Raw genomic sequence first — 23,658 nt, forward strand, 5'->3', positions numbered from 1 at the left:
GGCTTACGCCCCTTTCGTCGGGGCAGAAAGTGCAAGATCGCGGGTGGGAGGGTCAGCGGGGGCGGACCGGGACCACCAGGGGGCCGTGGTCGCCGGGGATCACCCGGACGTTGGCTCGGTAGTGGCGGGCCAGCAGGGGCTCCGTGAGGACCTCCTGCGGGGGGCCGGCGGCGGCCACCCGGCCCTCGGCGAGCAGGACCAGGCGGTCGGCGTACTCGCCGGCGATGGAGAGGTCGTGCATGGTGGCGAGCACGGTCAGCTCGTGCTGCCGGCGGAGCTGGTCGACAAGCTCCAGCACCTCCTGCTGGTGACCGATGTCCAGCGCGCTGGTCGGCTCGTCGAGCAGCAGCAGGGTGGCGCCCTGTGCCAGCGCCCGGGCCAGGAAGACCCGCTGCCGCTCGCCGCCGGAGAGGGTGGCCAGTTCGCGATGGCCGAACGCGCCCAGGTCGAGCCGGTCCAGCACCTCGTGCACGGCGGCCAGGTCGGCTGCCGACTCCCGGCCCAGCGCCGGGATGTACGGGGTGCGCCCCAGCAGCACGTAGTCGAAGACCGACATGCCGGCCGGCACCACCGGGGACTGCGCCACGGTGGCCACCACCCGGGCGCGGTCGCGGCGGCGGAGGGAGTTGATCGGCGTACCGAAGAGGGAGACCGCGCCCGGCGCGGGCAGCAGGCCGCCGACGGCGCGCAGCAGTGTCGACTTGCCGGCGCCGTTCGGGCCGATCACGGTGACCCACTCGCCGACGGCGACCGCCAGGTCGACGCCGGCCAGGATCGGCGTGCCGCCCAGCTCGACACGCAGGCCACGCAGCTCCACGGCGGGCGCGCTCATGTGAGCACCCGGCGGGCGGTGCGCAGGACCAGCACGAAGAACGGGCCGCCGAGCAGCGCGGTGACCACGCCGATGGGGATCTCGGCGGGGGCGGCGGCGGTACGGGCGACCACGTCGGTGAGCGCCAGGAACGCCCCGCCGAAGAGCATCGACAGTGGCAGGATCACCCGGTAGCTCGACCCGGCGAGCAGCCGGACGGTGTGCGGCACGATGATGCCCACGAAGCCGATGAGGCCGGAGGCGGAGACCGCGGCGGCGGTGCCCAGCGAGGCGGCGGCGATCAGCAGGTAGCGGGAGCGCTGCGGGTGCAGCCCCAGGCTGGTGGCCTCGTCGTCGCCGACGGAGAGCACGTCCAGCTCGCGCCGGTGCAGGAGCACCACCACGGCGGTGAGCACGAAGTAGGGCAGGACCAGCCGGACGTCGTGCCAGCCGGCGGTGGCCAGCCGCCCGAGCAGCCAGGAGTAGACCTGCTGGATGCTCTCGGAGTGCTGTTGCAGCAGGTAGGTCTGCCCGGCGGAGAGGAACGCCGAGACCGCCACCCCGGCCAGGATGAGCGTGGCCGGTGACCGGTCCCGCCCGCCGGCCGCGCCGAGCAGGTACGTCATGACGACCGCGCCGAGCGAGCCGACGAACGCGGCGAGGGGGATGGTGAGCGGCATCCCGGTCAGCGACCCGCCGGCCCCGGCGCCGAGCGCGATCGCGGCGGTCACCGCCAGGCCGGCCCCGGCCGCCACGCCCAGCAGGTACGGGTCGGCGAGCGGGTTGCGGAACACGCCCTGGTAGCAGCCGCCAGCCAGGGCGAGCAGGGCGCCGACGAGCAGGCCGAGCACGACCCGGGGCAGCCGCAGCTCGGTGACGATGGCGATCTCCCGCTCGCTGAGCCCGCTGTCCAGGTGCACGCCGGGCAGCAGGTTGAGCAGCTCGGCGGCGACGCTGCCCGGGGGCAGGCTGACCGGGCCGAGCGAGACACCGGCCACGAGCGCGACCAGCACCGCGCCGAGACCGGCGAGCAGCCACCGGGTGCGGAGTCCCGCCGGCCGGGCCGTCGCACCCGGCCCGGCCGGCGGCCGCTCACCCGCAACCCCGTGCTCGGGCACGCCGGCCAGCCGGGACGCGTCGGGCGTCCCGGCCGGCCGGTGAGCGTTGTCCGCCGGTCGCACGGTCACCGTCAGGCCGGGACCTTGGCGGTGGCGTCGACGATCGCCTTGAGCAGGTCGACCACGCGCGGGCCCCAGCGCGAGGCGATGTCGTCGTCCAGGGCGACGACCTGGTTGTTCTTCACGGCGGTGACGCCGGCCCAGCCGCTGCGCGCCTTGACGGTCTCCGCGTTCTGCTTGCAGCACTTGGTGTCGGCCAGGAAGACGAAGTCGGGGTTCGCCTTGACGATGACCTCCTGGGAGAGCTGCGGGTAGCCGCCGTTCTTGCCGTCGGCGTCCGCCGGGTCGGCGATGTTCTCCAGGCCGGCGAGCGCGTAGATCGAGCCGATGAAGGTCTTGCTGGTCGCGCTGTACAGCTCCGGGCCGAGCTCGTGGTAGTAGGTGAGCTTCTTCGCCCGCTGCGGCAGGTCCTTGGTGAGCGCCGCGATGTCGTCCTTCATCTTCTTCGTGACGGCGTCCGCCTCGGCCGGGTGGCCGGTGAGCTTGCCCAGGTCGGTGATCTGCTGGTACGTGTCGTCCAGGGTGGCCGCCGCCGGGGTGAGCAGCACCGGGATCTTCAGCGTGGTGAGCTGGTCGACGATCTTGTTGGTGTCGTTGGAGAGCACCACGAGGTCGGGGCTCTTGCCGGCGATCGCCTCGGCGTTCGGCTGGAAGCCGGAGAGGTCGCTCTTCGGCGCCTCCGCCGGGTAGTTCGAGTTGTCGTCGACGGCGGTGACCTGCTTGCCGGCGCCGATGGCGAAGAGCATCTCGGTCGCCGACGGCGACAGCGAGACGATCTTCTCGGGGCGCTTGTCCAGGGTCAGCTTGCCGACGGTGACCGGGAAGGCGGCCGCCGAGCTGCCGCCGGCGGCGGGGGTGTCGTTCGAGGTCTTCTCGGCGCAGCCGCCGAGGAGCAGCGCGCCGACCGCGAGGGCGGCGGCGAAGAGCCGGGGGGTACGTCTGGACATCGGTCCTCCTGTCGGTCGAGGAGCGTGGTGCTTCGCCGACAGGGACCGCCTGGGCGGGCCCGTCCGCGAGGCGCCCTTCCTCGAGAGCGCGTGTCGCGACCGGCCGCAGGCGACCTGGCTCGTCCCCACAGTCGTCGGCGCCGGCGGAGGCCGGCGCCGCGTGCGGGGCATCACAGTTGCGGGACAGCGCCGGTTTCACACCGGCTTCGCTGCGGTCTGGTCGGTGCCACCGTAGCGCACGACCAGCGGAGATCGTCCGGACGGGAGGGGTGGTGGGGGCCCCGGCCGGGACCCCCACGGGGCATCGCGTCAGCAGTAGGTGCTCTGCTTGCCGATCGCCCGGTACGGGCAGTCGGCGTACTCGGAGAGCAGCAGCACGGCCTCCCGGTTGCGGGAGGTCTGCGCGGGGATCACCTCGTCGGGCGGGTAGAAGCCACCCCCGGAGGCCGAGCCGGGGTACATCTCGAAGGTGTACGCCCAGATCTTGTGGGCGCCCCACATCCAGTCGATGCTGGTGCCGTCGGCGATGTAGAGGTCGCTGGACTGTTCCGGGGTGTAGCCGTTGCTGGACGCCATCTGCCGGCCGATGGTGGCGAAGGTGTTGTACTGGTCGGCGTTCATCCCGGTGGCGGTGTTGCTGTACGTGTAGCCGTACGGCCAGAGCACCAGCTGCGAGTAGGTGTGGAAGTCGATGTTCGCCTTGATCTGCTGCACTCCGCCGACCACCCGGCCGTTGACGAAGTTGCGCAGCGCCGCGGTCTCCGGCGCGGAGAAGGCGGACGGGCCGCGGTAGGTCTCCGACGAGGTCGAGCCGGACGAGCCACCGCAGCAGCCCCACTGGTACGACCAGTTCCGGTTCAGGTCGGTGCCCACGTACGAGGAGCCGCTGTTCGGCTGCCGGTTCTTCCGCCAGGAGCGGTAGGAGCCGGTGGCGATGTCGTACTCGCTGCCGTCGGGGTTGACGGTGGGGACGATCCAGATCTCCCGCGAGTTGACGATGTTGGTGATCCGGGAGTCGGTGCCGTAGTTGTCGGTGAACAGGTTGAGCAGGTAGATCGCCATCTCGACGGTCAGGTGCTCGCGGGCGTGCTGCTGGGCGTTGAAGAGGATCTCCGGCTCGTTCTCGTCCGTGCCGACGTTGTCGGAGATCTTCACGGCCATCAGGTCCCGGCCCTGGTAGGACCGGCCGATGCTGAGCTTGCGGGCGATCGCCGGGTGGTCGGCGACCACCGTGTTCACCACGGCCGTCAGCTCGGCGTAGTCGTGGTAGTTGGAGTCGGCGGGCGGGAAGGCGTAGGCGACGGCGCCGGCGGCCGGGGCCGGGGCGACGTCCTTCTCCAGCCGGAAGCCGAGCCGGGTGATCGCGGCGGCCTCGGCGGTGGTCGCCGTGACGTGCAGGACGCCGTGTTCGGAGTGGTCGATCGCCGCGCCGGTGCGGGCGACGGCGCTGCGGTCGGCGAGGGTGCGCGGGCCGAGCACCCGGTAGGCGACGGCGGCCGGATCACCGTCCGGGGCGGGCCGGGCGGCGGCCGGGCCGGTGAGCGCGGTGACGAGGGTCAGGCCGACGGCGGCGGCGAGGGCCAGCCGGCGGCGGAGCGGGGACGTGCGGAGGGCCATGGACAACCTCCTCGGGGTACGGGAGATCCCGTTGTCCGCACACTTCACCAGGAGTCACATGGTCATATCAACATCCATGATTGTCTGCCTTCCATCCCGACCGGATCCTCACGCCGGCAATGATTTTCCATGCGTGAACCTCTGGCGAAACTTCCCTCCAGGCGCGACAGTGAACGGCAACGATGCCGTCCTCCTGGAGGAGCTGCCATGGACCGGACATCCCTGCGGTCGGTCGCCGTCGCCGGCGCCACCGCGCTCGCCCTCCTCGCCCCCACCGCGCCGGCCGGCGCGACCACCACCACCGTCACCCACGACGAGCAGATCACCTGGCAGGGGTGGTCCGGCGCGGCCTGGTCGACCGGCACCGCCGCCGGCACCACCGGCACGGCGGCCGGCCTGACCCTCACCACCCCGGTCGGCACCATCCTCTACAAGGACCCGCACAGCAACACCCGGCGCACCTGGGCCTACGGGACCTGGACCTCGCCGCTCACCCAGGTCGGCTTCTCCGCCACCGAGCTGGTCACCTCGTGGAACGCCGACACCCCCGCCGGCACCTGGCTCCAGGTCGAACTCCAGGGCACCTACACCACCGGCACCCGCACCCCCTGGTACGTGATGGGCCGCTGGGCCTCCGGCGACGGCGACATCCGGCGCACCAGCGTCGACCGGCAGGGCGACAAGACCTCCAGCGTCTACACGGACACGTTCGCCATCAACAACCCGGCCGCCGGGGTGCTGCTGCGGGCGTACCAGCTCCGGGTGACCCTCTACCGGGACCCGGCCTCGACGGTCACGCCGGTGCTCCGCTCGGTCGGCGCGATGAGCTCGAACGTGCCGGACCGGTTCACCGTCGCCCCCAGCGCCGGGCACATCGCCTGGGGCACCGAGCTGGCCGTGCCGCGCTACTCGCAGAACATCCACGCCGGCCAGTACCCGGAGTACGGCGGCGGCGGCGAGGCATGGTGCTCACCCACCTCCACCGAGATGGTGGTCGAGTACTGGGGCCGCAGGCCCTCCCCGGCCGACACGTCCTGGGTGGACCCGGGCTACGCCGACCCGACCGTCGACCATGCCGCCCGGATGACCTATGACTGGCAGTACGGCGGCACCGGCAACTGGCCGTTCAACACGGCGTACGCGGCCAGCTTCCCGGGCCTGGAGGCCAAGGTGACCCGGCTGCACTCGCTCGACGAGGTGGAGCAGTTCATCGCCGCCGGCATCCCCGTGGTGACCAGCCAGTCCTTCCTCGCCAGCGAGCTGGACGGTGCCGGCTACGGCACGGCCGGGCACCTCATGGTGGTGGTCGGCTTCACCGCCACCGGCGACGTGATCGCCAACGACCCGGCCTCGCCCAGCGACGCCGCGGTCCGGCACGTCTACCGGCGCGACCAGTTCGAGCAGATCTGGCAGCGGACCCGGCGGACCACCGCGAGCGGCGGCACCGGCAGCGGCTCCGGCGGCGTCGTCTACCTGATCAAACCGACCGAGGTGGCCTGGCCCGCCGTGGCCGGTTCCACCAACTGGTGATCCATCCCTACCCAACCAACGGAGTGCACATGGTCAGACCAGCCCTGCGTGCGGTCGCCCTCGTCGGCGCCGCCGCGCTCGCCCTCGTCGGTGTGACGGCGCCCGCCCACGCCGACAACAACCTGCCGGTCGTCGCGCACGACGAGCAGATCACCTTCCAGGAGTGGTCGGAGTACCCGGACTGGCGCGACGGCACCCACGAGGGCACGTACGCCATCCCCGGGCACCGCACCGGCATCACGATCGGCCAGCCGGCCGGCACCACCGAGTTCACCGACGAGCACACCGGCACGACCCGGACCTGGGAGTACGCCACCTGGACCTCGCCGGAGCGGACGGTCGGCTTCGACGCCAGCGAGCTGGTCGCCTCGTGGAACGCCGCGACCCCGGCCGGCACCTGGATCCAGGTCGAGCTGCACGGAACCTACAACACCGGGCAGCAGACCCCCTGGTACGTCATGGGCCGCTGGGCCTCCGGGGACCAGGACATCAAGCGGGCCACGCTGGACGGCCAGGGCGACCCGTGGTCGACCATCTGGACCGACACCTTCTCGATCGACAACGCCCAGGCCGGTGTGCTGCTGCGGTCGTACCAGCTCCGGCTGACCCTCTACCGGGCGCCGGGGCAGGCCGCCTCGCCGCGGGTCTGGATGCTCGGCGCCATGAGCTCCAACGTGCCGGACCGGTTCACCGTGGAACCGAGCAAGGGCGGCATCGCCTGGGGCACCGAACTCGCCGTGCCGCGCTACTCGCAGAACATCCACATCGGGGAGTACCCGGAGTTCGACAACGGCGGTGAGGCCTGGTGCTCCCCCACCTCGACCGAGATGGTGGTGGAGTACTGGGGCCGGAAGCCCTCCGCCGAGGACACCGCCTGGGTCGACCCGAGCTACGCCGACCCGACCGTCGACCACGCCGCCCGGATGACCTACGACTACGAGTACGAGGGTGCCGGCAACTGGCCGTTCAACACCGCGTACGCGGCCAGCTTCCCCGGCCTGGACGCCCGGGTCACCCGGATGCACTCGCTGGACGAGGTGGAACGCTTCATCAAGGCCGGCATCCCGGTGATCACCTCGCAGTCCTTCCTGGCCAGCGAGCTGGACACGGCGGGCTACGGCACGTCCGGGCACCTGTTCGTGATCGTCGGCTTCACCGCCGACGGTGACGTGATCGTCAACGACCCCGCGTCCTCGTCCAACGACGCGGTGCGCAACGTCTACAAGCGGGAGCAGTTCGAGCAGATCTGGCTGCGCACCAAGCGGCACCGTGCGAACGGGACCGTGGCCTCAGGCTCGGGCGGCATCGCGTACCTGATCAAGCCGACCGACCGGCCCTGGCCGGTGGTGCCGGGCTCGACCAACTGGTGACGGGACGGGCCCGGCACGGTCCCTCGGGACGGTGCCGGGCCCGCCGGTGCGGTAAGTGGACCGGCCTGGGGTCAGGCCGACGGAGCGAACGAGGCGGGCGGGGCCGCGGGCTCGGCCCGCCGGCTGCGCCGACGGATCGCCCGGACGATGATCACCACCCAGGCGACAAGGGCGGCCACACCGGCCAGGGTGAGCCCGGTGACCAGCAGGTAGGTCGAGCCGCCCGCCGTGGAGAAGACGCCCTTCCGGGCACCGGAGTCGAGCGCCGGGGCGGTGGCTCCCGCCGCCAGCCCGTCCGGCGCGTCGTAGAGGATCACGTCGGCGCGCTGGGCGCCGCCCTCGGTGGCGACGAAGGTCCCGTGCCACTCGCAGTTACGCCGGCCGCATTCCTCGTTCACCGCGGTGAACGTGCCCGGCGTGCCGCCACCGTTCTTCGCCTCCCAGGCCGGGGCGAGGTCGGTGACGCTCAGCATCAGTCCGATGGCGGCGATGACCGGCAGGCCGATCCAGACGAAGACCTTCGTCCGCCACCCGTTGATCGTGTTCAGGAAACTCACGGCGGCCGACCCTAGCGGTCGGCGTCGTTTCCCGCTGCCCCGTCCCGCGAGGGCTCAGCCCTCGCGGCGCTCGTCGGTGCGCTCGCCCTGGTCGTCCCCGGCCAGCGCGGAGCGCAGCCGGTCCTTCTCGGCGCGGCGCCGCTCCGACGCCTCGGCCATCTCGCCGGCCATCTCGTCCCGCCAGCCACGGAGCAGGAAGAACGACAGCGCGGCGGAGAAGACCAGCGCCAGCATCAGCCGCAGGAACATGTTCATCTCGACGAACCAGAGGGCCGCCAGCACGCCGACGAACAGCCCGATCCGGCCCAGCGTGTACTTGACCGCCGCGCTCACTGCGCCACTTCCCTCTTCCTCACGCCTCAGCCCGTCCGCCGGGCCAGCCAGTGCACGCCATGAAACCAGATCACCGCGTAGACCACGGTGAACACCGCCGCGGCCAGCGCGCCGGAGACCAGCGGCGGCAACCCGGCGGCGAGGCCGGCCGCCAGCAGGCCGGCGAGGACGCCGACCGCGATCCCGGCCAGCGCCGCGAGCACCCGGGCCGCGCCGAACTCCCACGCCCGGAAGTCGTCCCAGAACAGCCAGAGCGGCAGGATCACCGCGAGCCAGCCGTTGGTCCGCCCGAACCCGCCCGCGCCCATCGTGGCGAAGGCCCACTCGAAGAGCACCAGCGCCAGCACCCCGATCACCAGCCCGGCGAGGCTCACCCCGAGCAGGTCGCCCAGGGTGAGGATGCGTCCCTCGGCGTCCCGCCGGGGAAAGCTGCGCGGCTGCTCCTCGGTGCTCATCGACGTGCGGTCAGGCCCAGACCTGCTGCGGCTCGGCGCGGCGCTCGGCCAGCGACGGGGCCGCGTCGTACTCGCGGACGATCTCGTAGCGGGTGTTCCGCTCGACCGGGCGGAAGCCGGCGTCCCAGATGAGGTTCAGCAAGTCCTCGCGGTGCATCGTGTTCGGCGTGCCGTACGAGTCGGCGTCGTGGGTGATCTTGTATTCCACGACCGAGCCGTCCAGGTCGTCGACGCCGAAGTTCAGCGAGAGCTGGGCCACCGAGAGACCGTGCATCACCCAGAAGCACTTCACGTGCGGCACGTTGTCGAAGAGCAGCCGGGAGACGGCGAACGTCTTGAGCGACTCGGCCGGCGAGGCCATCGTGGTCTGGGCCTGGATCCGGTTACGGACCTTGCCGTCCGCCGAGTCGACGAAGTCGTGCTGGTAGCGCAGCGGGATGAAGACCTGGAAGCCCCCGGTCTCGTCCTGAAGCTCGCGCAGCCGCAGCACGTGGTCGACCCGGTGCCGGGGCTCCTCGATGTGGCCGTAGAGCATCGTCGACGGGGTCTTCATGCCCTTCGAGTGGGCCAGCCGGTGGATCCGCGACCAGTCCTCCCAGTGGCAGGCGTGGTCGACGATGTGCTGCCGGACCTCCCAGTCGAAGATCTCCGCGCCACCGCCGGTCAGCGACTCCAGGCCGGCGTCCATCAGCTCGTCGAGGATCTCGTCGGCGCTCAGGCCGCTGATCTTCTCGAACCACTGCACCTCGGTCGCGGTGAACGCCTTCAGGTTGACCTTCGGCAGCGCCGCCTTCAGCTCCCGGAGCACCTTCGGGTAGTAGCGCCACGGCAGGGTGGGGTGCAGGCCGTTGACGATGTGCAGCTCGGTGAGCTGCTCGTCCTCCATCTCCTTGGCCTTGCGGACCGCCTCGTCGATGCGCATCGTGTAGGCGTCCTTCTCGCCCGGCTTGCGCTGGAACGAGCAGTACGCGCACGAGGCGGAGCAGACGTTCGTCAGGTTGAGGTGCCGGTTGACGTTGAACATCACCCGGTCGCCGTTCATCTCGGTGCGCTTGTGGTGCGCCAGCCGCCCCAGCCAGGCGAGGTCGTCGCTCTCGTAGAGGGCCACCCCGTCCTCGCGGGTCAGCCGCTCCCCCGCGTAGACCTTCGCTTCGAGCTCGCGCTTGAGTCCAGCGTCCATCGAAAGCCACGTCCCTTCCACCTGCGGTCCCGGTCGAGCGTACGTCGCGGGCCGGACGAACCGGCGACCCGGTCAACCGCAGCGACCTACTTCACCGGTCTTCCGGTCGGCCGTCACGCTCCGCGCATCGACATAGCTGCGTTGGTGAGGTAAGACAGGATGGGGCGGAACACACACCGGTACCGTCCTGGCTCACCGCGCCCACCTCGCGCGGAACACACCAGACCGGGACGGGGAGCGAATGGTCGACAGCACGCAGGGCCGACGCCGACGAAGCCGGAATCCGGTGATCTCGCCGGTGCTCCGCCCGGCGCTCTGGTCCGCTCTGCTCGGGGCGGTCGCGGCCGCGGCGCTGGCCACGCCGGCCTGGGCCGACCCGCTGCCCGACACCATTCCCGACTCCGGCTCCCGCCCCCGGGTCGCCGGCGCCCTTCAGCTGCCCACCGTGCCCGGCGCCGTCCCCGGCGTCCCCGGCACCGTCCCCGGCCTGCCCGGCACCGTGGCCGGCGGGCGCACCCCGGGCCTCCCCGGCGCCACGCCCGGCGTGGCCAACCCGGCCGACGGCCCGCTGATCGCCCAGATCACCCAGGTCGACGCGCAGGTCGCCCAGCTCGGCGACACCCTGCTCACGATCAAGGGCGAGCGGGACACCGCGCAGGCGGACCTGGCCCTCGCCGCCACCCGGCTCAAGGAGGCCCAGGACGCGCTCGTCCGGGCCCAGGAGAACGCGAAGGCCGCCGCCGCCGACGCGGTCAAGGCCGACGCCGCGCTGCCGCCCGGCGAGTTCGGGGCCAACCTGCGCGAACTCGCCAACCTCCAGCGGATCACCCGCGGCGACAAGGCCGAGGGCGCCACCACGGCGGTGACCGGCGAACTGGCCCGGGCCACCGCCGCCGAGCGGGTCGCCCGGGAGGCGCACGCCTCGGCCGAGCGGCGCGTCGCCGAGAAGACCGCGCAGTACACCCGGGTCGAGACCGATCTGCACAAGCAGGAAGCGGCGCTGCTCAAGCTCCGCCGGGACAACGCCGCGCGGCTGCTGGAGATCGAACGCCGCGAGGACGCCGCCGAGCAGCAGCTCGGCAGCCCGTACGTCGTCAACCAGAGCGTCAGCGGGTTGGTCGCCGACCCGAAGGCCCTGGCCGCGGTGCGGTACGCCCTCGCCCAGCTCGGCGACCCCTACCTCTGGGCGGCCGAGGGGCCGGACCGGTTCGACTGTTCCGGCCTGATGCTCGCCTCCTACCAGGCGGCCGGCTACCAGGGGCTGCCCCGGGTCTCCCGGGACCAGTACTACGCCACCCGCTCCCGCACCGTCGATCCCAACGCGCTTCTCCCCGGCGACCTGCTCTTCTTCGCCTCGGGCAGCAGTTGGACGAGCATCCACCACGTCGCCATGTACATCGGCAACGGCAAGATGGTCGAGGCGCCGCGCACCGGCGACGTCGTGAAGATCTCGGTGGTCCGGTGGTCCCGGCTCTACGCGGCCACCCGGGTGATCGGCGCGGTCCCCGCCCCGGCCACCCCGGCGCCGGTCCCCACACCGACCCGGTCGACCACCCCGCCGACGCCCAGCGCGACGCCGAAGCCCACCAGGACGGCCACGCCCAAGCCCACGAGGACGGCCACGCCGAAGCCGACGCCGAGCACGTCGAGCCCGACGCCCACCCCGTCGACCTCGCCGAGCACCACCACGCCGCCGCCGACGACGCCACCGCCGAGCCCGACCGAGTCGCCGACCTCGACGCCGAGCAGCACCGAGGGAGCCGGGAGCGTCGAGCCGAGCACCAGCTCTGTCGCTCCGGCGAGCAGCGCGGCCGAGAGCACCTCCGTCAGCCCGAGCGCCACCGACTGACCAACCGCCGCTCCGGCTGTGCTCCCGGGCCGGAATGTGGCACGGTGAGATCCAGGCACGCCCGGCCGGCGCCACGGTCGGGGGCGAGCGTGGGCACGGAGGGGCGAGATGGGCGAGCACGACGTTCCGGCGGAGACGGTCCACCCCGGACCCGTCCCCGACGCCGCCGACCGGCCGGCCGGGTCCGCCGAGGAGCGTCCGAGCCAGGCCCCTCCGGTGGCCGTGGCCCGGGTCAGCGTCGCCGGCGCCACCGCGCCACCCCCGGACGGGGAGCGGCCCAGCGCGCCGGCCACCGGCAACACCTACCGGGCGGGTGGCTCCCCGACGGAGCCCGCCCCGGCGCTGGACCGGCGTCAGCCGGGTGCCTCCGTCCCGCCACCCTCGACCTGGTCCGCCTTCGCCGCCGCCGAGCGCTCGCCGGCCGACGGCACCACCTCGACCGGGGGCGAACCGGCACCCGGCGCGGACTCCCCCGCCGGCACGGCACCCGTCGCCCCCGCGCCCCGGGCCGCCGGCTCCGCGGCGGTGCCCGCGCCCCGCGCGGTGGAGCCCGAGGCCGAGGCCGCACCGGCGCCGGCGGGCCTGCCGGCGGCCGGCCCCGGGAGGCAGCCGCGGGCCGGCGTGGGGCACGCCCGGGCCAGCGCGTCGGTGCCCGGCCTGACCCGCGCCTCGGCCGACGAGGTCGCCTCGGCGCTCGGCGGGACGCCCGGCAGCGCCAAGGTCTACCGGGCGGGCCCGGTGAACCCCGAACCGCCCGAGCCGGCCCAGCCGCCGGAGCCGGCCCAGCCCCCGACGCCGCCCGTCCCGGAGCCCGAGCCGGCGCCGACGCCCGTGCCCGGTCCTACTCCGCCCTCCCCGGCACCCCCCGTGCCGGCGCCCGAGCCCCCGTTCCGGCCCACGCCGCCGGTGCCCGCACCGCCGCCCGGTCCGACCCCGCCGGGGCCGGTGCCCCCGGTGCCGGGTCCGCCGGTGCCGCCGCCCGGCCCGCCGGTGCCCGCGCCTCCGCCGCCGCCCGGCCCGATGCCGGCGCCGCCGTTCCCGCCGCCGCCCGCCATGGCCGGCGTGCCGAGTTCGACGCCGTTCCCGGGCGCCGCGCAGCCGGGGCCGGCCGCCCCGGCCCGGGCCGCCGCGCCGACCTCCGCTCCGCCGCTGCCCACCGCGCCGCCCGTGGTGCCGGCACCGGCCCTGCCGTCCTGGCCGCCGTCGACCGACCCCACCGGGTACCGGGCCGGCCAGCCCGGTCAGGTGCCCGCGCCGAGCCGCCCGGTGAACCACCCGCCGGCCGGTCCCGACCTGGCCGGCACGGCGTACGGCGGCACCGACGGGCCGGGCTTCGCCACCGTCGCCCTTCCCCAGGGCAATCCGCTGGAGAACTCCGGCTCGCTGACCGGGCACATCCTGGCGCAGGGCTGGGCCGAGGACGCCCCGGCGACCCGGTCCAGCAACACGAAGGTCGTGATCGTGCTGGCCGCCGCGCTGGCGTTGCTCGTCGCGATCAGCCTGGTGGTGGTCTTCCTGGCCAACGACGCGCTGAGCGGGATCACCGGCGCCGCGCTGACCCGCTGACCGGGGTGAGCCCGCCCACTACGCACTCACGGTGCGGTGGCAGGTTCGCCGCACCGCCGTACACTTGTGGAGATCACTGACCCGGCGCGCCCGTTGCGCGCCCATGGGCGATCTTGCGGGCGAATCGGCGGCGTGACGAAGCCGCGGCGGGCCATCGCGAAGATGCGCCCCGCTCGAAAGGCATTTCTTGACCACGTTCGCTGCCTCCGGCACGTCCCCGTCCGCCGACCCCACCATCGACACCCCTGACTTCGCCGCGCTCGGCCTGCCCCGGCAGCTGGTCGAGGCGCTCGCCCGGCAGGGCATCACCGCCCCGTTCGAGATCCAGCGGGCCACCCTGCCCGACGCCCTCGCCGGCCGCGACGTGCTCGGCCGGGGGCAGACCGGCTCGGGCAAGACCCTGGCCTTCGGCCTGCCGGTGATCGCCCGGCTCGCCGACCGCAACCGGGCCCGGCCGCTGCACCCCCGCGCCCTGGTCCTGGTGCCCACCCGCGAGCTGGCCATGCAGGTCAACGACGCGCTCGTGCCGCTCGGCAAGTCGGTCGGCATCTTCGTGAAGACCGCCGTCGGCGGCGTCCCGTACGACCGGCAGATCGACGCGCTGCGCCGCGGCGTGGAGATCGTGGTGGCCACGCCGGGGCGGCTCGGGGACCTGATCGAGCGGGGCGTGTGCAACCTCGACGACGTCGAGATCACCGTGCTCGACGAGGCCGACCAGATGGCCGACATGGGCTTCCTGCCCGAGGTCACCGAGCTGCTGGCGAAGACCCCGGCGGACGCCCAGCGGCTGCTCTTCTCGGCCACTCTGGACAACGACGTCGACTCGCTTGTCAAGCGGTTCATGACCGACCCGGTCACGCACTCGACCGCGCCGGCGACCGCCGCCGTGTCCACCATGGACCACCACCTGCTGCTGATCCCGCCGCACGACAAGTTCGCCGTGGCGGCGTCCATCGCGGCCCGCGACGGACGCACCATGCTCTTCGCGCGTACCCAGCTCGGCGTCGACCGGCTGGTCGAGCAGCTCGCGGCCGTGGGCGTACGGGCCGGCGGCCTGCACGGCGGCAAGACCCAGCGGATGCGCACCCGGACCCTGGCCGAGTTCCGCGAGGGCCGGATGAACGTGCTGGTCGCCACCGACGTGGCGGCCCGGGGCATCCACGTCGACGGCGTGACGCTGGTGCTGCACGTGGACCCGCCGAAGGACCCGAAGGACTACCTGCACCGGGCGGGTCGCACCGCGCGGGCCGGGGAGTCGGGGGCGGTGGCGACCCTGGTGCTGCCGAAGCAGCGCCGGACCACGCTGGCCATGCTGGAGAAGGCGGGCGTCGAGCCGGCCGAGACGCGCGTCCGCGCCGGCGACGCCGCGCTCGTCGAGCTGACGGGCGCCCGCGAGCCCAGCGGCGTGCCGGTCCGGGACGAGCCGGAGCCGCGCCGGGGCGGCCCGCGCCGCTTCGGCGACCGGGACGGGCGTGGCGAGCGCCGCTTCGGCGACCGGCCGCGGAGCTTCGACCGGGGCGACCACCGCGACGGCGACCGCCGCTTCGGCGACCGGCCGACGGGGCGGGGCTTCGACCGCGGTGACCGCCGCGAGGACGACCGCCCGGCCGGCGGCCGCGGCTACGACCGGGGTGCCGGCGAGCGGCGCTTCGACCGCGACGACCGGGGCTTCGGCGAGCGACGCCCCGCGGAGCGGGGCGGCTTCGACCGCGACGGGCACGGCGACCGGCGCTTCGGCGACCGGCGCTTCGGTGGCCGCGACGAGCGCGGCTCGGGCCGCCCCTGGGGTGACCGCGACTCCGCCGACCGGGCCGGGCGCGACCAGCACCGGCCGACCGGCGCGGGTCGCGGCTTCGACCGGGACGCCCGCGGCGACCGGCGGCCCGACGACCGCCCCACCGGCGGCCGGACCTACGGCGACCGGGACGGCGGGCGCGCCTACGGCGACCGGCCCACCGGCGGCCGCGGCTACGGCGACCGGGACGGCGCGCGCGGCCACGGCGGACGCTTCGAGGACCGCCCGCAGGGCGAGCGGCGTTTCGGCGACCGCGACGGCCGTGGCGACCGGCGCTTCGGCGAGCGGGGCGAGTTCCGTCCGGCCGAGCGCCGGGGCGGTTTCCGGCCGGAGGCGCGGGGTCGGGACGACCGGCCGCGCGACGACCGGCGGGGCTTCGGCGGTCGCCCGCCGGCCCGCACCCACTGACCGACCCCTCAGGCTGCACCCCGCCGGACCAGGCAGGGCGCGAACACCGACGCCGCCGTCGAGCCACCGCTCGGCGGCGGCGTTCGCGCATCCGCTGCCGGTGTCCGCCGGGTGGCGTAACGTCCGGTTCATGCCGACCATGCCGAAGTCGCTCTTCTGGTCCCGGACCGACACCGCCGGCTCCGAGCACGTCCTGCTCGACGATCGGCAGGGGCTCGCCGCGCAGGGCGTGGCGCTGGCCGTCGACCCGATCCCGTACACCTGCCGCTACCAGTTGACAGTGGGCACGGACTGGTCGACCAGCCGCCTGGAGGTCGCCGCGGAGGGCGCGGGCTGGTCGCGGAGCGTACGCCTGGAGCGCACCGGGGACGGGTGGCGGGTGCGCACCGGCGAGGAGGGTGACCTGGACGCGGCGCTGCGCGCGGCCGGGCATCCGCCGGCCGGGCTGCCGGGCACCGACGACCCGGACCGGTTGGCCGAGGCGCTCGACGTCGACCTGGGCGGCTCGCCGCTGACCAACACCCTGCCGGTGCGCCGGCTCGACCTGAAGCGGGCTCCCGCCGACCAGGCGCGGACCGTCACCGTCGCCTGGGTGCTGCTGCCCAGCCTGGCGGTGCTCCCCGCCGAGCAGGTCTACACCTCGCTCGGCCCGGGCCGGGTCCGCTACGCCAGCGGCTCGTTCTCGGCCGACCTGGACGTGGACCCGGAGGGCTTCGTGGTGCGCTACCCGGGGCTGGCCGAGCGGATCGACCCGCGCTGACCGCTCAGGCCGGCCAGGCGCCGGTGGCCAGGAAGCGGTCGATGGTGGCCAGGTGCGGGGCGAGATCGAGGCCCTGCCCGGCCACCCACCCGTCGTCGTAGTAGGTGTGCGCGTAGCGGTCGCCGGGGTCGCAGATGAGGGTGACCACCGAGCCGGTCCGGCCGGCGGCGAGCAGTTCGGCGATGAGCCCGAACGCGCCCCAGAGGTTGGTGCCGGTGGAGCCGCCGACGCGGCGGCCGAGCACCGCCGAGCCGGCCCGCATGGCGGCCAGCGACGCGGCGTCCGGCACCTGCGTCATCCGGTCGACGACGCTGGGCAGGAAGGACGCCTCGACGCAGGGCCGGCCGATCCCCTCGATCCGGGAGCCCTTGTCGGTGCGGACGGACCAGTCGCCGGCCTGCCAGGCGGGGTAGAACGCGGAGTTCTCCGGGTCGACGACGCAGAGCTTGGTGGGCAGCCGGCGGTAGCGGGCGTACCGGCCGATGGTGGCGCTGGTGCCGCCGGTGCCGGCGCCCACCACGATCCAGGCGGGCACGGGGTGCCGCTCCAGGGCGAGCTGCGCGTAGATCGACTCGGCGATGTTGTTGTTGCCCCGCCAGTCGGTGGCCCGCTCGGCGTAGGTGAACTGGTCCATGTAGTGCCCGCCGCTGTCCTCGGCGAGCCAGCGCGCCTCGATGACCACCTTGGCGGGGTCCTGCACCAGGTGGCAGCGGCCGCCCTGGAACTCGATCTGGGCGATCTTCTCGGGCGAGGTGGAGGCGGGCATGACGGCGATGAACGGCAGCCCGAGCATCCGGGCGAAATACGCCTCGGAGACCGCTGTCGACCCGGACGACGCCTCGACGATCGTGGTGTCCGGGCCGATCCAGCCGTTGCAGAGCCCGTAGAGGAAAAGCGAGCGGGCCAGCCGGTGCTTGAGCGAGCCGGTGGGGTGCACCGACTCGTCCTTGAGGTAGAGGTCGATGCCCCACTCCCGGGGCAGCGGGAAGGGCAGGAGGTGGGTGTCGGCGGAGCGGTTGGCGTCCGCCTCGACCGTGGCGATCGCCTCGGTCACCCAGCTCCGGCTGGCCTCGTCACACCGGTCGAGATGAGTCACGCCGGCAACGTTACAAGCGAGGTGGGCTCGCGTCGGGACGGGCCCGGCGTGCCTGCCGGCGCTGGCCGGCCCGGCCGGCGGCCCGGACCACCGGGGTGAGGGCCAGGGCGAGCCGGGGGAAGGCGTCCAGGAGCCGCACCTGGGCGCCGCGCCAGCGGGGCAGGCTGACCACCGGCCGGGGCCGCCGGGCCAGCCGCACGGCCCGGGCGGCGACCCGCTCGGGCGTCAGCAGCGACCCGGTGAAGGAGGCCAGGGCCCCGGGGTCGTCGAGCTTGTCGTGCAGCATCGGCGTCCAGATCCCGTCCGGGCACAGGCACGACACGTGTACGCCCCGGACGCCGGCCATCCGCAGGTCGGACAGGGTGCCGAGGCTGTACGCCAGCAGGGCGTGCTTGCTTGCCGCGTAGACGGTCTCGCCGGGGGCGGCGATCAGCCCGGCGAGCGAGACGACGTTGAGCACGTGCCCGTGGGCCTGCGCCCGCATCACCGTGAGGGCGGCGTGGGTGCCGTTCATGGCGCCCAGCGCGTTCACCTCGAGCAGCCGGCGCCGGGTCGCCGCGTCGTGCGCCCAGGACGGCCCGGTGGCCAGGATGCCGGCGTTGTTGACCCAGAGCCCGAGACCGCCGGGCGCCCCGGCCGCCTCGGCGGCCACGGCCGCGCACGCCGCCTCGTCGCGGACGTCGAGCGTGCGGGACCAGCCGCCGAGCGGCGCCGCCGCGCCGGCCACGGCCTCGGCGTCCACATCGGTGAGCAGCACCCGCCAACCGTCGGCGTGCAGCGCGGCGGCGATGGCCCGGCCCAGCCCGCCGGCCGCCCCGGTCACCACTGCCGCGCCCCGCCCTGGAGTCGTCATCGGCGCACGGTAACGCCCCGGGCCGGCCGGGACCAGAGCCCGCGGCTCAGGAGGCGGCGGGCTGGAGCGGCTGGGGGCGGTTCTCCCACTTGGTCGACAGCGCGATGCCGGTGCGGGTGGAGGCCACCCCGGGTGTGCGGTTCAGCCGGACGATTAACTGCTCCAGCTCGGCGATGGTGCCCACCCGGGCCTTGAGCAGGAAGGACTCGACGCCCGCCATGAAGTAGCAGGACTCGATCTCGGGCATGTGCCGGAACGCCTCCAGCACGTCGTCGGTGTCCGCGGTCGAGTCCTCCACGATCCCGATCAGCGCCGTGACCCCGAGCCCGATGGCCTCCGGCTCCACCTCGGCCCGGTACGCCCGGATGACGCCGCCCGACTCCAGTTTGCCGACCCGCTCGTGCACGGCCGGGGCGGAGAGGCCCACCTGGCGGGCCAGCTCGGCGTACGACAGGCGGGCGTTGCCCCGCAACAGCTCCACGAGGCTCAGGTCGATCGCGTCCACGGAGAGTGACCCTATCCTTCCGGGCGTAACGCCTGACGCCCGGCATCAGTTGAACGTGACATCGCGTTGCCATTCACAAACGTGTCGTCACGGGGGTTCTGCGCCGGTAGCATTTACTAACTTCTCACTGTGTGCGTTTTTCGCGTTTGGCGGACACGCCAGGTCGCTGGTGCTGTAATTGCCATACGTCCCTCATGACGGCTCTGGGCTCGCACCGGCCGGGGGCAGTGTGTTCAGCCGGGGGCTTCGTCGACGCGAGGAGGGGGCTGTGGACACTGGAGATCGCCTGCTGACACCGGGTGAGGTCGCCGCGCTGTTTCGGGTTGACCCGAAGACCGTGACCAGATGGGCAGCGGCCGGCCGGATCGGCAGCATCCGGACTCCAGGCGGGCATCGCCGGTTTCGGGAATCCGAGGTGCGGGCCCTGCTTGAGGGGGAGGGCATGCTGGACGAGGCGGAGGACATGGGCAAGGCGCGCAACATGGGCCCGACCGCCTCGACCGGCCCGGGGCCGGCGAACGCCGGAATGTACTGAGAAGACGCCGGTCGGGACGCTGGCCAGCCTCCGGCCGGTCCGCGTTCCGACCGGCGTCGTTCAGGTCCGGTCCGCGTCCCGCCTGGCGGCGGCCAGCTCACCGGACCAGCGGCGGAACAGCGTGTGCGGCACGCCGAGCCCGTCCAGCACCTTTCCGGCCACGAAGTCGACCAACTGCTCGGCGGTGGCCGCCGCCCCGGCACCGTAGAAGCCGGGGCTGGCCGGCAGCACCACGGCGCCGGCGTCGTGCAGCGCGATGAGGTGCTCCAGGTGGCTGCGGGTCACCGGCGTCTCCCGGGGGACCACCACCACGGGCCGGCGCTCCTTGAGGTTCACCTCGGCGGCGCGCTGCAACAGGTCCTTGGAGAGCCCGATGGCGATGCCGGCGCAGGCCGCCGTGCTGGCCGGGACGACGGCCATGCCGCGTACCCGGTAGGAGCCGCTGCTGGGGCCGGCGGCCAGGTCACCGGCCGGCCAGTGCCGCAGGTCCGCGCCGGCGAGGTCGCGGCCCAGCCAGGCGGCCAGGTCCTCGGCCCAGTGCCCGTCGCGGAACGGCTTCCCGGTCTCGTCGAGGATGGTCAGCCGGGCGGCCCGGGAGACGATCAGGTCCACCGCCTGGCCGGCGTCGAGCAGGCCCCGGACGACAGCGGCCGCGTACGGCGTGCCGGAGGCACCGGAGACGCCGACCACCCATGGTTCGCGCATACCGCCCAGCCTGCCTGGTCGGGCTGAGCGCCGGGCGACGACCCCCCGGCGGAGTGTCCCGCTTGTCCGCCCGGGTCGGCGGTCGTGCCGGGATCGTGGGATTCTTCCCTTCGGCGATCCACGGTCAGGGAAGGACCGGTGATGACGGCGGCGGTGCTGCGGGAGTTGCGGTCCGAGTGCCCGATCCCGTCGCGGCTGTCGCCGCACGCCGACGCGGTGCAGGTGTGGCTGGTCGGCCAGCTCGACCGGCTCGGCCTGCCGCTGGACCCGGTCATGCGGGAGCGGCTGGCCCGAGCCGGTTTCGCCCGTTACGCCGGCCGCCTCTATCCGGACGCCAGCGAGCCCGACCTGCGGTCGCTGGCCGCACTGTTCACCTGGTTCTTCCTGGTGGACGACGCCTGTGAGGGGCCGGGCCGGCTGGCCCCGGCGCAGATCCGGGCGCTGCGCGACGGGGCGCTGGCCCTGCTCCGCGAGGGCCCCCGGGCGCGCCATCCCGGCTTCTCCGGCCCGCTGCGCCGGCTGCTGGTCCAGGCGTGGCGGGAGCCCCGGCGCCGGATGCCGGCCCGCTGGCGGCTGCGCTTCGCCGACGCCGTGGCCGACCACCTGGACGGCGCCTGGCGGGAGGCGGTCGCCACCGTCGCCGGGCGGCCACCGGGCGTCGCCGAGTACGTGCAGCTGCGCCGGGCCACCTCGGCGGCGTACGTGTCGTACCCCCTGATCGAGTTCGCGGCCGGGCGGCCGCTGCCCGACGCGGTCTACCACCATCCCGCGCTGCGCCGCCTCGCCGACCTCGCCAACGACCTGCTCTCCTGGTACAACGACCTGGCCTCGCTGGAGCGCGACCGGGCCACGGCCGGGGGGCACAACCTGGTGCTGGCGGTGGCCGCCGAGCGGGGCGTGCCGGTGCCGGCCGCGGTGGACCTGGTGGCCGCGCGCTGGCGCGCGGAGATGACCCGCTTCATGGCGCTGCGCGCCGCGGTGCCGTCGTTCGGCCCGGCGCTGGACGAGTCGGTCACCGCCCACCTCGACGGGCTGGCCAACGCGGTCCGCGGCACTGTCGACTGGACGCTGGAGAGCGCCCGCTACCCGGTGGCCGGGTGACGCCGCTCAGGGGCGCAGGTCGAGGCGGACCACCAGGTCCAGCAGGGCGAAGACGAACAGCGCGATGCCGACGAAGCCGTTGGCGGTGAAGAACGCCCGGTTGACCTTGCTCAGGTCGGTCGGGCTGACCACGAGGTGCTGGTAGCCGAAGGCGACCGCCGTGAGCGCCAGGCCGATCCACCAGAGCCAGCCGAAGCCGACAAGCGCGCCGAACCAGATGAACAGCGCGAAGGTCACCACGTGCGCGACGGTGGAGGCGTGCAGCGCGAAGCGCCGGCCGTAGCGGGCCGGGACGCTGTGCACGCCGATCTCCCGGTCGATCTCGGAATCCTGGCAGGCGTAGATGAGGTCGAAGCCGCCGATCCAGAGGCCGACTGCGGCACCGAGCAGCCAGGCCGGCCAGGAGCCGTCGAGGGTGCCGGTGACGGCCAGCCACGCGCCGACCGGGCCGACCGCCTGGGCGATCGCCAGGATGGCGTGCGGCCAGTTGGTGAACCGCTTCCCGTAGGGGTAGACGACGAGCGGCACCACGGCGAGCGGGGCGAGCGCCAGGCAGAGCGGGTTGAGCAGGGCGGCGGCGGCCAGGAAGACCACCAGCGCGACGGCCGCGCCGGTCCAGGCCGTCCGCACGCTCACCGCCCCGGTCACCAGTTCCCGGTTGGCGGTACGCGGGTTCCGCGCGTCGATCCGCCGGTCGAGGATCCGGTTGGCGGCCATGGCGAACGTGCGCGCCCCGACCATCGCCACGGTGATGAGCAGCAGGTCGAGCCAGCGCACCCGCCCGCCGTCGACCCGCATGGCGGTCAGCGCCGACAGGTACGCGAATGGCAGCGCGAAGACCGAGTGCTCGATCGCGACCAGCTTGAGGAAGGACTTGACCCGTCCCGGGCGTTCCGTCGGGGCCTCGGTGACGGCCATCAGATCCCGTACTCCTTCCAGCGCTTGTCGACAAGCGAGACCACCTCGGGCGACATGGTCATCTCCTCGGGCCAGCCCCGGGTGTAGCCCTCGGTGGGCAGCTTGCGGGTCGCGTCGAGGCCCGCCTTGCCACCCCAGAACTGCTGGTACGAGGCGTGGTCCAGGTGGTCGACCGGGCCCTCGGTGATCAGCAGGTCCCGGGCGTAGTCGACGTTGCCGAAGGCGCGGAACGCGACCTCGTTGTAGTCGTGCACGTCGCAGTCCTCGTCGACGATCACGATGAGCTTGGTGAGCGACATGAGGTGCGCGCCCCAGATCGCGTTCATCACCTTCTGCGCGTGCTTCGGGTAGCGCTTGCGGATGGAGACGATCGCGCAGTTGTGGAAGACGCCGGCGGCCGGCAGGTCGTAGTCGACGATGTCGGGGATCATCATCTTGAGCAGCGGCAGGAAGATCCGCTCGGTGGCCTTGCCGAGGCCGTGGTCCTCCTGCGGCGGCTTCGAGGTGATGATCGAGTGGTAGACCGGGTCGCGCTGCATGGTCATGGTCTCGACGTGCAGCACGGGGAACGGCTCGACAGGCGTGTAGAAGCCGGTGTGGTCGCCGAACGGGCCCTCGGGCAGCCGCTCCCCCGGCTCCAGGTAGCCCTCCAGCACCACCTGGGCGTGCGCCGGCACCTGCAACGGCACGGTGAGGCAGTCGACCATCTCCACCCGCTCGCCGCGCAGGAACCCCGCGAACAGGTACTCGTCGATGTCGCCGGGGAGCGGCGCGGTCGCCGCGTACGAGACGACCGGGTCGCAGCCGATGGCGATGGCCACCGGGAGCCGCTGGCCGAGCCGCTCGGCGACGGCGTGGTGCGCCGTGGAGTCCTTGTGGATCTGCCAGTGCATGCCGAGGGTGTTCCGGCTGTGCTGCTGGAGCCGGTAGAGGCCGAGGTTGCGCTTGCCGGTCTCCGGGTGCTTGGTGTGGGTCAACCCGAAGTTGTGGAAGATCCCGCCGTCGCCGGGCCAGACCTGGAGGCCGGGCAGCCGGTTGAGGTCGACGTCGTCACCGCGGTAGACCACCTGCTGGCAGGGCGCGGTCTTGACCTTGCGCGGCGGCAGCGACTTGAGCTGCATGACCTTGCCGAGGCCGTCGCGGATGCCGGACCAGCCGACCGGCAGCTCCGGCTTGATCATCGCGCCGATCCGCTCGCCGATCTCGTCCAGCGTGTCGACGCCGAGCGCCATGGCCATCCGCTTCTCGGTGCCGAACAGGTTGATCGCCACCGGCATCTCGCCCCGGGTGGGCCGCTCGAAGAGCAGCGCCGGGCCGCCGTCGCGGACGGTCCGGGTGACCACCTCGCTGATCTCCAGCGTGGGGTCGACCGGGACGCCCACCCGCCGCAGCTCGCCCGCGGCCTCCAGGGCCGCGAGGAAGTCCTTGAGATCGGTGTACGGGAAGCCACGAGCCGCCATGCCCGCCAGTCTCCCGCACCGGTGTTCCCAGCGTCCAAGCCGGGTGGTGTGAGCTGAGCCGTAGCGTCGCGCGACCGCACCCGGCGCCCGGCATGGCTCTCCACGCACCGGGTAGTCGAGCCGCCGGAC

General features: G+C 73.7%; 21 protein-coding genes, 1 pseudogene and 1 riboswitch. Of the genes and pseudogenes, 8 read left to right on the plus strand and 14 right to left on the minus strand.

Annotation, left to right across the window (positions count from 1 at the left end):
• Positions 1 to 52 precede the first annotated feature (52 nt).
• The 4 genes and pseudogenes from GA0070603_RS18155 to GA0070603_RS18170 all read right to left on the minus strand — a co-directional run.
• Entirely contained in the window at positions 53 to 832 is a 780-nt protein-coding gene (locus tag GA0070603_RS18155; RefSeq protein ID WP_091315386.1) for an ABC transporter ATP-binding protein, read from the minus strand.
• Entirely contained in the window at positions 829 to 1,929 is a 1,101-nt protein-coding gene (locus GA0070603_RS18160; protein WP_208863046.1) for a FecCD family ABC transporter permease, read from the minus strand. The genes GA0070603_RS18155 and GA0070603_RS18160 overlap by 4 nt, the downstream gene beginning before the upstream one ends.
• Before the next feature lie 71 nt (positions 1,930 to 2,000).
• Entirely contained in the window at positions 2,001 to 2,936 is a 936-nt protein-coding gene (locus GA0070603_RS18165; RefSeq protein ID WP_091315389.1) for an ABC transporter substrate-binding protein, read from the minus strand.
• A gap of 113 nt (positions 2,937 to 3,049) precedes the next feature.
• Positions 3,050 to 3,141: riboswitch (cobalamin riboswitch) on the minus strand.
• Between the two features lie 107 nt (positions 3,142 to 3,248).
• A pseudogene (locus GA0070603_RS18170) lies at positions 3,249 to 4,553 on the minus strand (M14 family metallopeptidase); the annotation flags it as partial.
• 207 nt (positions 4,554 to 4,760) lie between these two features.
• Between GA0070603_RS18170 and GA0070603_RS18175 the strand changes: the two are divergent.
• Both GA0070603_RS18175 and GA0070603_RS18180 read left to right on the plus strand, forming a co-directional pair.
• Positions 4,761 to 6,083 carry a C39 family peptidase gene (locus GA0070603_RS18175; protein ID WP_091315395.1) on the plus strand — a complete coding sequence of 441 codons (1,323 nt, stop codon included), beginning with the start codon at positions 4,761 to 4,763 and terminating at the stop codon, positions 6,081 to 6,083.
• Positions 6,084 to 6,112: 29 nt separating this feature from the next.
• The gene (locus tag GA0070603_RS18180) at positions 6,113 to 7,453 is read left to right on the plus strand and encodes a C39 family peptidase (RefSeq protein ID WP_091315400.1); all 1,341 of its coding nucleotides are present in this window, start codon (positions 6,113 to 6,115) and stop codon (positions 7,451 to 7,453) included.
• A gap of 71 nt (positions 7,454 to 7,524) precedes the next feature.
• Here the strand turns inward: GA0070603_RS18180 and GA0070603_RS18185 are convergent, their stop codons facing one another.
• From GA0070603_RS18185 to mqnE, 4 genes are read right to left on the minus strand one after another with little or no spacing between them, the layout of a single operon-like run.
• On the minus strand, positions 7,525 to 8,010 hold the full coding sequence (locus tag GA0070603_RS18185) for a hypothetical protein (protein ID WP_091315404.1): 486 nt from the start codon (positions 8,008 to 8,010) through the stop codon (positions 7,525 to 7,527).
• A gap of 54 nt (positions 8,011 to 8,064) precedes the next feature.
• A complete protein-coding gene (locus tag GA0070603_RS18190) occupies positions 8,065 to 8,343 on the minus strand; it encodes a DUF4229 domain-containing protein (protein WP_091315407.1) in 279 nt (92 codons plus the stop codon).
• 26 nt (positions 8,344 to 8,369) lie between these two features.
• Positions 8,370 to 8,798, minus strand: a complete 429-nt coding sequence (locus GA0070603_RS18195; protein ID WP_091315411.1) for a hypothetical protein — start codon at positions 8,796 to 8,798, stop codon at positions 8,370 to 8,372.
• Positions 8,799 to 8,808: 10 nt separating this feature from the next.
• The gene (mqnE, locus tag GA0070603_RS18200) at positions 8,809 to 9,978 is read right to left on the minus strand and encodes an aminofutalosine synthase MqnE (RefSeq protein WP_091315414.1); all 1,170 of its coding nucleotides are present in this window, start codon (positions 9,976 to 9,978) and stop codon (positions 8,809 to 8,811) included.
• Between the two features lie 241 nt (positions 9,979 to 10,219).
• On the opposite strand from mqnE, the gene GA0070603_RS18205 reads away from it, so the two are divergent.
• From GA0070603_RS18205 to GA0070603_RS18220, 4 genes are all read left to right on the plus strand, one after another.
• The gene (locus GA0070603_RS18205) at positions 10,220 to 11,827 is read left to right on the plus strand and encodes a C40 family peptidase (protein WP_208862907.1); all 1,608 of its coding nucleotides are present in this window, start codon (positions 10,220 to 10,222) and stop codon (positions 11,825 to 11,827) included.
• 108 nt (positions 11,828 to 11,935) lie between these two features.
• Positions 11,936 to 13,393, plus strand: a complete 1,458-nt coding sequence (locus GA0070603_RS32080; RefSeq protein ID WP_091315422.1) for a hypothetical protein — start codon at positions 11,936 to 11,938, stop codon at positions 13,391 to 13,393.
• A 187-nt stretch (positions 13,394 to 13,580) separates the two neighbouring features.
• A complete protein-coding gene (locus tag GA0070603_RS18215; RefSeq protein ID WP_091315426.1) occupies positions 13,581 to 15,596 on the plus strand; it encodes a DEAD/DEAH box helicase in 2,016 nt (671 codons plus the stop codon).
• A 139-nt stretch (positions 15,597 to 15,735) separates the two neighbouring features.
• Entirely contained in the window at positions 15,736 to 16,356 is a 621-nt protein-coding gene (locus GA0070603_RS18220) for a putative glycolipid-binding domain-containing protein (RefSeq protein WP_091322073.1), read from the plus strand.
• Positions 16,357 to 16,360: 4 nt separating this feature from the next.
• On the opposite strand, the gene cds1 is transcribed toward GA0070603_RS18220, so the two are convergent.
• The 3 genes from cds1 to GA0070603_RS18235 are packed head-to-tail and all read right to left on the minus strand — an operon-like array spanning position 16,361 to position 18,810.
• Positions 16,361 to 17,452 (minus strand): L-cysteine desulfhydrase Cds1, encoded by a 1,092-nt coding sequence (gene cds1 / locus GA0070603_RS18225; RefSeq protein ID WP_091315429.1) that lies wholly within the window; start codon positions 17,450 to 17,452, stop codon positions 16,361 to 16,363.
• A 10-nt stretch (positions 17,453 to 17,462) separates the two neighbouring features.
• The gene (locus GA0070603_RS18230; protein ID WP_091315432.1) at positions 17,463 to 18,305 is read right to left on the minus strand and encodes an SDR family NAD(P)-dependent oxidoreductase; all 843 of its coding nucleotides are present in this window, start codon (positions 18,303 to 18,305) and stop codon (positions 17,463 to 17,465) included.
• Positions 18,306 to 18,351: 46 nt separating this feature from the next.
• Entirely contained in the window at positions 18,352 to 18,810 is a 459-nt protein-coding gene (locus tag GA0070603_RS18235) for an Lrp/AsnC family transcriptional regulator (RefSeq protein WP_091315435.1), read from the minus strand.
• A 268-nt stretch (positions 18,811 to 19,078) separates the two neighbouring features.
• Here GA0070603_RS18235 and GA0070603_RS18240 point away from each other — a divergent pair, with 268 nt between their 5' ends.
• Positions 19,079 to 19,345 (plus strand): BldC family transcriptional regulator, encoded by a 267-nt coding sequence (locus tag GA0070603_RS18240; RefSeq protein WP_013473529.1) that lies wholly within the window; start codon positions 19,079 to 19,081, stop codon positions 19,343 to 19,345.
• Positions 19,346 to 19,405: 60 nt separating this feature from the next.
• On the opposite strand, the gene GA0070603_RS18245 is transcribed toward GA0070603_RS18240, so the two are convergent.
• Positions 19,406 to 20,050: a UbiX family flavin prenyltransferase gene (locus GA0070603_RS18245; protein WP_091315438.1), complete on the minus strand. Its 645-nt coding sequence runs from the start codon at positions 20,048 to 20,050 to the stop codon at positions 19,406 to 19,408.
• Between the two features lie 141 nt (positions 20,051 to 20,191).
• Here GA0070603_RS18245 and GA0070603_RS18250 point away from each other — a divergent pair, with 141 nt between their 5' ends.
• Complete coding sequence (locus tag GA0070603_RS18250; RefSeq protein WP_091315441.1) at positions 20,192 to 21,151, plus strand: terpene synthase family protein; 960 nt, start codon at positions 20,192 to 20,194, stop codon at positions 21,149 to 21,151.
• A gap of 6 nt (positions 21,152 to 21,157) precedes the next feature.
• On the opposite strand, the gene mqnP is transcribed toward GA0070603_RS18250, so the two are convergent.
• Complete coding sequence (gene mqnP / locus GA0070603_RS18255; RefSeq protein ID WP_091315444.1) at positions 21,158 to 22,069, minus strand: menaquinone biosynthesis prenyltransferase MqnP; 912 nt, start codon at positions 22,067 to 22,069, stop codon at positions 21,158 to 21,160.
• Positions 22,069 to 23,529 carry a menaquinone biosynthesis decarboxylase gene (locus GA0070603_RS18260; RefSeq protein ID WP_091315448.1) on the minus strand — a complete coding sequence of 487 codons (1,461 nt, stop codon included), beginning with the start codon at positions 23,527 to 23,529 and terminating at the stop codon, positions 22,069 to 22,071. Before GA0070603_RS18260 ends, mqnP begins: the two co-directional genes overlap by 1 nt.
• Positions 23,530 to 23,658: the final 129 nt, after the last annotated feature.

This window comes from Micromonospora chersina (assembly GCF_900091475.1).
Classification (GTDB): Bacteria; Actinomycetota; Actinomycetes; order Mycobacteriales; family Micromonosporaceae; genus Micromonospora; species Micromonospora chersina.